Source organism: Mesorhizobium sp. B2-4-12 (assembly GCF_006441575.1).
Lineage (GTDB): Bacteria > Pseudomonadota > Alphaproteobacteria > Rhizobiales > Rhizobiaceae > Mesorhizobium.
Window position 1 is genome coordinate 100,549 of record NZ_VFVC01000012.1, and the last position, 10,543, is coordinate 111,091.

The following is a 10,543-nucleotide window of genomic DNA, read 5'->3' on the forward strand; positions in this document are numbered from 1 at the left end:
AAACCCCATTATGTTTGACCGTTCGTCCAAAATTCCGGTCACCGGCGACCCGCTGACAGACATATTGCGCGGCCTGCGCCTCGATGGTGTCGAATATGGCCGCTGCGAAATGAAGGAGCCGTGGGGTATCCAGTTCCCGGCTCAGCCCGGGGCGCGGTTTCATTTCATCGGCCGCAAGGGCTGCTGGCTGAAGCAGCCCTCCGGCGAGTGGGTGCAGCTCAATGCCGGCGATGCGGTGCTTTTGCCGCGCGGTGAGGCCCATGTGCTGGCCAGCGAACCCGGTGCGCAGACCTGGCCGATCCATGGCTACGAGCTCGAGGAAGTCTGCAAGGACGTCTACTGCACGTCCAACGCGGAGATGTGCGACAAGAATTGCCAGCCGGGAACGCTGCTGTTCTGCGCCAGCATGTATTTTAATCTCGACGGCTTGCATCCCTTGCTCGGCATGATGCCGGACGTGATGCGAACGCACGAACTGGAAGCCTATGAGCCAGGCATTCCACATCTTCTCGAATCGATGGCGCGCGAAGTCACGATGGAACGCGTGGGCTCCGGCGGCATTCTGGCGCGGCTGGCCGACGTGCTTGCCGCGACAGTCATCCGCTCATGGGTCGAGCGCGGCTGCGGCGACTCCTCCGGCTGGATAGCGGCGGTCCGGGATCGCGATATCGGCCGCGTGCTGGCCGCCATTCATCTCGAGCCGGACCATGACTGGACGGTCGAGTCGCTGGCCAGGATGATGGGCGCCTCGCGCTCGGGCTTTGCCGAGCGTTTCGCCACCATCGTCGGCGAGACGCCGGCAAAATACGTCACCCAGGTCCGAATGCATCAGGCGAGGCAGTGGCTGGTCCGCGACCGCATGAAAATATCAGTCGTTGCCGCTCGTCTCGGCTATGAATCGGACGCCGCCTTCAGCCGTGCCTTCAAGCGCGTCATCGGCTCGGCGCCCAGCCATTTCCGTGCCGAGGAACAGGCAGAGTCCGTCAGGCCGGTTGACCTTTCCTGTCCCGCGCCCCTCGAACGAAGCAACACCTATGAGGCATGCCGCAGGCTGACGCCGCTGCCCTTGTCGAACAGCACCACCTTGTCCGGTTTCCAGGCAAAGCGCACCGGCTGCTCTATCGCGACATCGGTCCTGGCCGGCACTGTGGCGCGCAGCATCGCCTCTCCGACGCGCAGCGTCAGGATCTTCTCCACGCCATGGTTCTCGACGTCGTGGACACGCGCCTCGACTGGCGCACCGCCCTCCAGATAGACGTCCTCGGGACGAATGCCGAAGACGAGCGGGCGACCATCTGTCGCCGCACTCGCCTTGGCTCCCCCCGAAAAGGGCAGTTCGAAATTCAACGGTGCCATGACCGCGCGGCCATTCACCAGCCTGCCGTCGATAAGGTTCATCGGCGGCGAGCCGACGAAGCTCGCCACATAGGTGTCGCGCGGATTGTTGTAGATCTCGTGCGGCGTGCCGGTCTGCACGATCCGGCCATGGTTCAGGACGCCGACCTTGTCGCCCATCGACATCGCTTCGATCTGGTCGTGGGTGACGAACAGGAATGTGGCGCCGAGCTGCATCTGCAGGTTTTTCAACTCGGTGCGCAGCGCCTCGCGCAGCTTGGCGTCGAGCGCCGACAGCGGCTCATCCATCAGGAACACGCGCGGCTTGCGCACGATGGCGCGGCCGATCGAGACGCGCTGCATCTCGCCGCCGGACAGACGGTCGGTCTTGCGGTCGAGCAGGTGCTCAATGCGTAGCGTGCGCGCCGCACGTTCGACACGGTCCTTGATCTCGGCGCCTGGCAGCCGACGGATCTTCGGCTTCAGCGGAAATTCGAGGTTCTCCCGCACCGTGTAGCGCGGATAAAGCGAATATTGCTGCAGCACCAGCGCCACGTCACGCTCGGCCGCGCCCCAGTCCGCAACGTCGACGCCGTCGATGAACACCTGCCCCTCGCTGGGTTTTTCCAGGCCGGCGATCAGCCGCAGCGTCGTCGTCTTGCCGGCGCCCGTCTCGCCGAGCAGGACGAAGAACTCGCCATCGGCGATGTCGAGATCGAGCCCGGTGAGCGCCGTGTGGTTGCCGAAACTCTTGGAGATATTCTTGAGCTGGATATGGGCCATCAGAGCCTCACCTCAAGCGACTTGCCGCTTGCCTTGTCGAAGAAATGCGCCTGCGTCGGATCGATCCGGGCGAACACCTTCTCGCCTGGCCCGCTTACAAAGCCGCTCTTGGTGCGGGCTCGCAGCATCTTCGAACCGACTTTGAGATCGACGATGTCGAAGGAGCCGAGCGGTTCGACGATCTGCGTCTCGACGGCCATGAAACCGTCGGCCGCGTCACGGCGGATGAGCACACCTTCCGGCCGGATGCCAAGTGCCAACTGCCCACCGGCATGGCCGTTGAGCTTCGACAGCAAGGCACTGGGAAACTCGAAACCGGTGGTCGCGTCGCCGACGATCACCGATGCGAAAGAGGCTTTCTCGGTCACCGCCGCGTCGGCGACATTCATCACCGGGCTGCCGACGAATTGCGCCACGAACAGATTGGCGGGATGTGAATAGACCTCGTCTGGAGTGCCGACCTGCTGGATGAAACCCTCATGCATGATGACGATGCGATCGGCCAGGCTCATTGCTTCGATCTGGTCATGAGTGACATAGATCGTGGTCGAACCCTGCTTGACGTGCAGCCGCTTGATCTCGGCCCGCATCTCCTCGCGCAGCTTGGCGTCGAGCGCGCCGATCGGCTCATCCATCAGCATCGCCTTTGGCCGCCGCACCAGGGCCCGGCCGATGGCCACGCGTTGCATGTCGCCTCCGGAGAGCGCCGACGGCTTCTTGCCGAGCAGGTCGGTGATGCGCAGAACCCGGGCGACCTCCCGAACCGACTTGTCCACCTCGCCGCTGCCCATGCGCGTTGCACGTAGCGGAAAGGCGATGTTTTCGAAGACCGTCATATGCGGGTAGAGCGAAAACGATTGGAACACCATGGCGATGTCGCGGTCGGCTGCCCTGAGGTGCTGCACTGCCTTGCCGTCGATCAGGATGTCGCCCTGGTCGATCGTCTCGAGCCCCGCTATGGCGCGCAGCGTCGTTGTCTTGCCGCAGCCCGACTGGCCGAGCAGCACGATGAACTCGTTGTCGGCGATGGCGAGGTTCAAATTGTGGATGACCTGAACGGCGCCGAAGAATTTCTCGATGCCGCGAAGTTCGATCTGCGTCACTACCGGGCTCCCTCATGCGCCGTGGCGCCGGTTTTCTCGCTGCGGGCCGGTGCAATCTTTGACGTGATGTTGAAGCCGATCAGCCCGATCAGGATGATCGTCACACCGTAGGAATGCAGGCTGAGACTCCATGGCTGGCAGAGCGCGACGATGCCCAGCACCATGAGTATCTGCGAGGCCGGCAGCAGGTATTTCTCGTTGACGGCGCGAAAACTCATTTGCGGATCGCTCCGAAGGTCACGCCGCGAAGCAGGTGGTTGCGCAGCAGGAAGGTGAAGATCGCGACCGGCAGCAGGAACAGGAAGGTTCCCGCCGCGATCGTGGTCCAGTCCGGCAAGCCGGAACCGATCTGGCTGGGAATAAAAGGCGGCGCCGTTTGCGCGCGCCGGTTGGTCATGATCAGCGCGAAGGCATACTCGTTCCACGCGGTGATGAAGCAGAACACGGCGGTGGCGGCGATACCGGTCGCGGCTTCCGGCAGCACGATCTTGAAGAAGGCCTGCATGCGCGTGTAGCCGTCGACGAGCGCCGCCTCCTCATACTCCTTCGGGATCTCGTCCATGAAGCCCTTCATTAGCCAGACCGAGAAGGACAGGTTGAAGGCGACGTAGAGGATGATCAGGCCGATATGCGAGTCGTTGAGGCCAACGACCCGGTACATCAGGAACATCGGGATCGCCACGACCACCGGCGGCAGCATGCGTGTCGACAGGATGAAGAAGAGCAGATCCGCCTCGCCCGCGATCTTGAAGCGCGAGAAGCCGTAGGCGGTGAAGGTTCCCATGCCGACGGCAAGCACTGTGCTGATGACCGCCACGATAAGGCTGTTCATGAACCGGTCGGGGTACTGCGAAAGCTGCACATCCTTGCCGACCTTCAGCACCCGCTCGCCGCCGTCGTAGATGCGCTTTTCCCACCATGGCGCGGCCTCGTAGACTTGGGGGTCGACGGCCTTCTGCATCTGTACCCGCTTGGTGAACAGACGGATGAATGGCGTGACCTCCGGCTGGAAAAGAACGGTGGGCGGCACCGTGATCGCCAGTTCCTTCGGCTTGAAGGCCGTGGAGGCGATCCAGTAGATCGGCGCGAGGAAGATCAGCGTCGCGATCAGCACCGAGACGACGGCGATGCGGTTGAGCGCGATCTCGCTGGTGGTACGCACGGCGGCCATCGGCTAGCGCTCCTTCACCTTATTGAGGTACTTCACGTAGAGGTTGGTGATGGCCAGCACCATGATCAGCACGATATAGGCCAGCGCGCAGGACTTACCGGTGTCCCACTGCTGGAAGGCTTGCTTGTAGAGCCGAATTGCGATGAGCTCGGCGGTCGGTTGGGTTGTCATCGTATAGGCGATGTCGAAGGTCTTGAAGGCTTCCATCGTGCGGAAGATCAGCGCGATCAGCAGGATCGGCGAGACCAGCGGCAAGGTGATACGGGTGAAGGTGTACCACCAACCTGCGCGGTCGATCGCGGCGGCCTCGTAGAGATGCTGCGGCACGGCCGAGAGGCCAGCAAGCGAGAGCAGCATGACGAAGGGCGACCACATCCAGATGTCGGTGATCGCGACGGCGTAAAGAGCGCTGTCGGGATTGGAAAGCCAGGCGAAGTCGCCCAGGCCGAAGACGTAGTTGATAGGCCCCCAGGATGGGCTGTACAGCAACTGCCAGAACAGGCCGACGACCGCCGCCGACATCATCATCGGCAAAAGCAGCAGTGTGGTGATCAAGCCTTTCATCGGAAAGCTGCGATTAAGCAGCAGGGCCAGGCCGAAGCCCAGGATCATCTGGCCGGTCACGGAAACGATGACGTACTTCGCCGTAGTGACGAAGTTCGACCAGATGTGGTCGTCGCTGAGCAGTTCGCGGTAGTTCTGCAGGCCGACGAACTGCCACGGCTCGCTCCGATTCGCCGCGAAGTTCGTGAAGGAGTAGCCCAGCGAATAGATCAGCGGGAAGATGTTGAAAACGATCAGGAAAGCCAGCGTCGGGATGATGAACATATTGCGGATGGTCAGATCCGACCAGCCCCGCGCGGCGGCCCTGGAAGCAGGATCAAGATGGGTGAGGGCTACCGAAGCCAATGATCGTCTCCCTGAAACAGGAATGCCGGAGGGGAACCCTCCTCCGGCATTCCGACTTTGATGCTTACTTGTAGCGGTTGTACTTGGTGAACGTCGCCTTCCAGTCGGCGGCGGTCTTGTCGAGCGCCTCCTGAGCGGTGCCCTTCCCACCGACCACGAACGGATAGATGTTCTGGTTCAACTGATCGAGCACTTCGGCGTACTCAGGCGTCGCCCAGAAGTCCTTGACCATGAACATCGTGTCGTAGAACGCCTTGTTGTAGGGCGTGGCCTTCTGAAAGGCTTCCGACTTCAGCACGGCCTGGCTGCAGGTGTAGCCGCCGAGCTCGGCCCACTTCTTCTGGGTGTCGTCCTTGATGAACCACTCCAGGAACTTCATCGCCTCGTCTTTGTTCTTCGAATACGAGACGACCGAAACTCCCTGGCCGCCCAGAGCGGCAAAGCGCTTTCCGTCCGGGCCGCCCGGGTTGGCGAAGAAGCCCGTAACGTCGGCGTAGGGGTTGGTGGCCTTGTTCACCAGCGGCGGGAAGAAGGCGAAGAAGTTCATGCTCATCGCGGCGAGACCGCCGGTGATTGCCTGGTTGTCCTCCACGAAGAAGGTTTTTCCCCAGCCGGGAGGCGTGAACTTGTAGAGGTCCTTGTACATTTCGAGGCCGGCGGCGGCCTGTTTCGAATTGGTGATGCCGTCGACCTTGTAACTTGCATAGTCGCCGAGATCGCCGCCGTAGCTGAAGATGGCGCTTTCGACGCCCATCGCCATCGCGTCATAGGAATTGTCGGTGTAGATGGCGACACCGTACCGCTTCTGGTCCGGACGGTGGAAGAACTCGGCGATGTCGCGCAACTGCGCATAGGTTTTCGGCACATCGAGGTCGTAACCGTACTTCGCCTTGAAGGCTTCCTTCTCCTTTGGGTCCTCAAACCAGTCCTTGCGATAGGACCAGCCGATCGCATCCCCTTCCAGCGGGATCGCCCAGTATTTGCCGGAACCCCCAGGGTATTCGGCGTAATACTTGATGGTCGCGGGTGCCATCACGTCGGTGAGCTTGTGCTGGTTGAAGAAGTCGGTCAGGTCGACATAGTGGCCCTGCGTCGAACCGGCGCCCAGCCATTGCGAGTCACCGACGACCAGATCGTAAGCGTCGCCATGCGCGTTGAACTCGGTGAAGGCCTTGGTTTGGAAATCGGGCCATGGCGTGGTCTGCACCGTGACCTTCACACCGGTCTCGGCCGTATAGTCGTTCACGAGCTCCTGCAGATAGTTCGCAGGGTCCCATTCCGCCCAGAAAATGGTGAGTTCCTTGTCCTGCGCGTGGACGGACGTTCCGTAGGCAAGCGTCAGGCCGATACCAGCAAGCACGCTGGTCACTAACTTGCGCATAATGATTTCCTCCCTTGTGCGCATTCTACCTGTCATGCGAGCCGACGACGGAGCCGGCCCTGGTAGTTCCTCCCTTGCTCGCACCTTTCCGGTTCCGGGCCTCCTCGCCCTGCCGGAAAATGGATCGAAGCCCTCGCTTTTGATCCACTTTTCTTTTCTGATCTGGTATTACCAATTTTGCACCCTGGTCAAGCCCTTTCTTGAGAGCCAGATCGGATCATCACAGTCGAATTGCAGATTTATCTGACTGTTTTCACATGATTTTCCTACTCAATGATACGCAGTGGCCTTGTTTGAAGCCCGGCACCGCAATTAAGATCAATAGTCGGCATGCAAATCTGGTCGAACCAGACATAGGCTATTTCACCACTGCCGCCGTATTGGCACCATCTCCACCGTCGATCGAATCCGTCACCGCCGCGCGCACCAGCGCACCAGCCGCCCATTGCGCAACGGACCGCGTCCCGCGGCTGTCGAGCCCCCAGATGTCCTTGAGCACGATCAGCACCTCGACGCCGAAGATCAGCGACAGCGCCTGCGCCAGCCGGTTGAAATCGCGCGACGGCAAACGGCCCTTGAGCGGAGCGATCGCTTCCTTGAGCAGGTCGACGCGATGGCCGCGCGTGAAGGCCGGTTCGCCGCCCAGCGTGCCGGCCTGGCGCCTCGCCCACTGATCGAGTGACAGTTTCAGCGCCGCCTTGAACGTCGCCTCGAAGGCCTCAATGCGTGGCATGGCGGTGTCGAACAGGTCGGCGACCCGGCGCTCGGCATCGTCGGAGATCGATTGCCAGGTCAGGATTGGGCCCAACCCCTCGTCGACGACGGCCTGCACGAGTGCCGCCTGGCTCGGGAAATAGCGATAGGCGGTGGCGCGGGATACCTCAGCCGCCTCGGCAACTTCGCTGACCGACGGCGTGACGCCCGCCTGCATAAGCCTCGTCGCCGTCTCCAGCATCAGCCGTTTGGTGCGCGCCCGGGGTCCACGCTCGGCCCTCTCGCCTGTGTCATCGTTCGTCGTTGCTTGTTGACGTGAGATATCCATGTCAATATGATACGTTCGTCTCAAAAATTTGCAACGACCTCGCTTTGTCACGGCGCGGTAAAGCACCAAGGTCTTCAGCCACTGAACAGTGCCGCTGCCGAGCCAACCAACACAGGGCGGTCCATGAAACGCATCTATGTCGTGGGCACCGCTGATACCAAGGGCGAGGAGCTCGCCTTCCTGGCCGACACGATCGCCGCCAGCGGCGCTGCCGTTTCCCGGGTCGATGTCGGAACGCGCGACGCGACCATATCCGTAGACATCACCGCCAAGGAAATTGCCGGCCATCATCCCGCCGGCACCGAAGCCGTGCTCGGCGGCAATGATCGCGGCACAGCGGTGGCAGCCATGGGCGTCGCCTTCGCTCGCTTCATCCAGTCACGAAGCGACATATCAGCCGTGATCGGTATTGGCGGTGGCGGTGGCACCTCGATCATCACCTCGGGCATGCGCGCGCTGCCGCTCGGCCTGCCCAAGATCATGGTCTCGACGCTCGCCTCCGGCGACACAGCCCCTTACGTCGATGTTTCCGACATCATCATGATGCCATCGGTGACAGACATGGCCGGGCTGAACCGGCTGTCCTGCACCGTGCTGCACAATGCGGCTCAGGCGATCGCAGGCATGGCGGCCAGGCCAGCGCCTCCGCCCGACGGCAAGCCGTCGATCGGGCTGACCATGTTCGGTGTCACCACGCCCTGCGTGACTGCCATCGCCGAGCAGCTGCGCGCCACTTACGACTGCATGGTCTTCCACGCCACAGGCACCGGCGGCCGCTCGATGGAGAAGTTGGCCGACAGCGGCCTGCTGGCAGGCGTCATCGACATCACCACGACCGAGGTCTGCGATTTGCTGTTCGGCGGCGTATTGCCAGCAACGGAGGACCGCTTCGGCGCCATTGTCCGCACGAAGCTGCCCTATGTCGGCTCGGTCGGCGCGCTCGACATGGTCAATTTCTGGGCGCCGGCGACAATTCCTGAGCGCTATCGCGCGCGGCTGTTCTACGAGCACAATCCTAACGTCACGCTGATGCGAACTACCGTCGAGGAATGCCGCCAGATCGGCGAATGGATCGGCACCAGGCTCGCGCACTGCGAAGGGCCGGTGCATTTCCTGATTCCAGAAAAAGGAGTCTCGGCGCTCGACATCGAAGGCGGGGCTTTTTTTGATCCGCAAGCTGACGCCATCCTCTTCGAAGCCATCGAGCGCACCATCGTGCCGAACGGAACGCGCACGGTGACGCGCCTGCCGCTGCACATCAACGACCCCAGATTCGCCAAAGCCGCGGTCGCGGCTTTTCTCGACATCGCCAAGAAGTGAGACCCGATGGCCGCCATCCCGCGCAAGAATATCCTGGAGAAATTCCGCAAGATGATCGCCGAGGGCGTGCCGATCGTCGGCGGCGGCGCCGGCACCGGCCTGTCGGCCAAGGCCGAGGAGGCCGGCGGCATCGACCTGATCATCATCTACAATTCCGGCCGCTACCGCATGGCTGGACGCGGCTCGGCCGCCGGGCTGCTCGCCTATGGCAACGCCAACGAGATCGTCAAGGAAATGGCCTACGAGGTGCTGCCCGTGGTCAAGCGCACGCCGGTGCTGGCCGGCGTCAACGGCACCGATCCGTTCGTCATCATGCCGCTGCTGTTGGCCGAGCTGAAGACAATGGGCTTTTCCGGCGTACAGAATTTTCCGACCATCGGCCTGTTCGACGGCACCATGCGGCAGAGTTTCGAGGAGACCGGCATGGGCTTCGGGCTGGAAGTCGACATGATCGCCGAGGCGCATAAGCTCGATCTGTTGACCACACCCTATGTCTTCAACCCCGATGAGGCGCGCGCCATGACCAAGGCAGGCGCCGATATCGTCGTCGCCCATATGGGCGTCACCACGGGCGGCTCGATCGGCGCGACCTCGGCCAAGTCGCTCGACGACTGCATCGTCGCGATCGACGCCATCGCCGAGGCCGCCCGCGCGGTGCGCAAGGACGTCATCCTGCTTTGCCATGGCGGCCCGATCTCGATGCCGGACGACGCCGGCTACATCCTCTCCCATGCCAAGGGCCTGCACGGCTTCTATGGCGCCAGTTCGATGGAGCGGCTGCCGGCGGAAGCCGCGATCGCCAGACAGACCGCTGATTTCAAGGCTGTGACCCTTGGCGACAAGACCAGGAAAAAGAAGGGATGATGGGAGATGACCGACAAGAGCAAGGTGTTTGTTTACCCGAAGGATGTCAGCGCCTTCGGCTTCGACTGGGGAAAGTTGTCGCTGACGGTGGCGCCGGAAGTGAATGGTGCAACCCGCTTTTCCGGCGGCGTCGTCGACCTGCCATCGGGCAAGGGCCATACGCGCCACAACCACCCGGGCGCGGAAGAAATCATCTTCGTCATCTCGGGCCATGGCGAACAGATGGTCGAGGACGAGCAGGGCAATCCAATGGTCGAAAAAGTCGGCCCTGGCTGCACGATCTATGTGCCGGAGAGCCGGTTCCATTCGACGCTCAACACCGGTGATGGACCGATGCAGCTCTTCGTCGTCTATTCGCCGGCCGGGCCGGAATTGGCGCTGCGGGAACTGCCGGATTTCCGATTGATGCCGGCGGGGGAGTGACTGATGTGCCAGGGCAGCGCCGCCCCTCATTGTCCTGCCGGACATTTCTCCCCGTATAGCGACGGGGAGAAAGATGCTATCATCAGCGCACCCGCCGATTTTCAGCGTTGCAAGACGAGCGCCGAGGTTGCGACAGCTCCTTCTCCCCGTCACTATACGGGGAGAAGGTGCCGGCAGGCGGATGAGGGGCGGCGCCGGCGTTCGTCTCCTAC

10 protein-coding genes and 1 pseudogene are annotated in these 10,543 nt (G+C 62.2%); 4 read left to right on the top strand and 7 right to left on the bottom strand.

Features of this window, described 5'->3' with window-relative positions:
* Positions 1-10: 10 nt before the first annotated feature.
* Positions 11-979 (top strand): annotated as a pseudogene (locus tag FJ934_RS10235) (AraC family transcriptional regulator); the annotation flags it as partial.
* 53 nt (positions 980-1,032) lie between these two features.
* On the opposite strand, the gene FJ934_RS10240 reads toward FJ934_RS10235, so the two are convergent.
* The 7 genes from FJ934_RS10240 to FJ934_RS10270 form a co-directional block, all read right to left on the bottom strand.
* The gene (locus tag FJ934_RS10240) at positions 1,033-2,118 is read right to left on the bottom strand and encodes an ABC transporter ATP-binding protein (RefSeq protein ID WP_140609322.1); all 1,086 of its coding nucleotides are present in this window, start codon (positions 2,116-2,118) and stop codon (positions 1,033-1,035) included.
* Positions 2,118-3,221, bottom strand: a complete 1,104-nt coding sequence (locus FJ934_RS10245) for an ABC transporter ATP-binding protein (protein ID WP_140609324.1) — start codon at positions 3,219-3,221, stop codon at positions 2,118-2,120. The genes FJ934_RS10240 and FJ934_RS10245 overlap by 1 nt, the downstream gene beginning before the upstream one ends.
* A complete protein-coding gene (locus FJ934_RS10250) occupies positions 3,221-3,439 on the bottom strand; it encodes a hypothetical protein (RefSeq protein WP_140609326.1) in 219 nt (72 codons plus the stop codon). Before FJ934_RS10250 ends, FJ934_RS10245 begins: the two co-directional genes overlap by 1 nt.
* Positions 3,436-4,392 carry a carbohydrate ABC transporter permease gene (locus FJ934_RS10255; RefSeq protein WP_140609328.1) on the bottom strand — a complete coding sequence of 319 codons (957 nt, stop codon included), beginning with the start codon at positions 4,390-4,392 and terminating at the stop codon, positions 3,436-3,438. The genes FJ934_RS10250 and FJ934_RS10255 overlap by 4 nt, the downstream gene beginning before the upstream one ends.
* 3 nt (positions 4,393-4,395) lie before the next feature.
* Positions 4,396-5,301 carry a sugar ABC transporter permease gene (locus FJ934_RS10260; protein WP_140609330.1) on the bottom strand — a complete coding sequence of 302 codons (906 nt, stop codon included), beginning with the start codon at positions 5,299-5,301 and terminating at the stop codon, positions 4,396-4,398.
* Positions 5,302-5,365: 64 nt separating this feature from the next.
* Positions 5,366-6,682: an extracellular solute-binding protein gene (locus FJ934_RS10265; RefSeq protein WP_140609332.1), complete on the bottom strand. Its 1,317-nt coding sequence runs from the start codon at positions 6,680-6,682 to the stop codon at positions 5,366-5,368.
* A 358-nt stretch (positions 6,683-7,040) separates the two neighbouring features.
* Positions 7,041-7,724, bottom strand: a complete 684-nt coding sequence (locus FJ934_RS10270; RefSeq protein ID WP_140609334.1) for a TetR/AcrR family transcriptional regulator — start codon at positions 7,722-7,724, stop codon at positions 7,041-7,043.
* 123 nt (positions 7,725-7,847) lie between these two features.
* Here FJ934_RS10270 and FJ934_RS10275 point away from each other — a divergent pair, with 123 nt between their 5' ends.
* The 3 genes from FJ934_RS10275 to FJ934_RS10285 are packed head-to-tail and all read left to right on the top strand — an operon-like array spanning position 7,848 to position 10,331.
* Positions 7,848-9,044, top strand: coding sequence for a Tm-1-like ATP-binding domain-containing protein (locus tag FJ934_RS10275; RefSeq protein WP_140609336.1), 1,197 nt, complete (start codon positions 7,848-7,850; stop codon positions 9,042-9,044).
* 6 nt (positions 9,045-9,050) lie between these two features.
* Positions 9,051-9,908, top strand: coding sequence for a phosphoenolpyruvate hydrolase family protein (locus FJ934_RS10280; protein ID WP_140609338.1), 858 nt, complete (start codon positions 9,051-9,053; stop codon positions 9,906-9,908).
* A 6-nt stretch (positions 9,909-9,914) separates the two neighbouring features.
* Positions 9,915-10,331: a cupin domain-containing protein gene (locus FJ934_RS10285; RefSeq protein ID WP_140609340.1), complete on the top strand. Its 417-nt coding sequence runs from the start codon at positions 9,915-9,917 to the stop codon at positions 10,329-10,331.
* Positions 10,332-10,543: the final 212 nt, after the last annotated feature.

Bases quoted from the DNA above. Each gene is read 5' to 3' on its own strand.
- FJ934_RS10280 (WP_140609338.1), top strand. From the start codon at position 9,051: ATGGCCGCCATCCCGCGCAAGAATATCCTGGAGAAATTCCGCAAGATG.
- FJ934_RS10240 (WP_140609322.1), bottom strand. From the start codon at position 2,118: ATGGCCCATATCCAGCTCAAGAATATCTCCAAGAGTTTCGGCAACCAC.
- FJ934_RS10255 (WP_140609328.1), bottom strand. From the start codon at position 4,392: ATGGCCGCCGTGCGTACCACCAGCGAGATCGCGCTCAACCGCATCGCC.
- FJ934_RS10285 (WP_140609340.1), top strand. From the start codon at position 9,915: ATGACCGACAAGAGCAAGGTGTTTGTTTACCCGAAGGATGTCAGCGCC.
- FJ934_RS10270 (WP_140609334.1), bottom strand. From the start codon at position 7,724: ATGGATATCTCACGTCAACAAGCAACGACGAACGATGACACAGGCGAG.
- FJ934_RS10265 (WP_140609332.1), bottom strand. From the start codon at position 6,682: ATGCGCAAGTTAGTGACCAGCGTGCTTGCTGGTATCGGCCTGACGCTT.
- FJ934_RS10275 (WP_140609336.1), top strand. From the start codon at position 7,848: ATGAAACGCATCTATGTCGTGGGCACCGCTGATACCAAGGGCGAGGAG.
- FJ934_RS10250 (WP_140609326.1), bottom strand. From the start codon at position 3,439: ATGAGTTTTCGCGCCGTCAACGAGAAATACCTGCTGCCGGCCTCGCAG.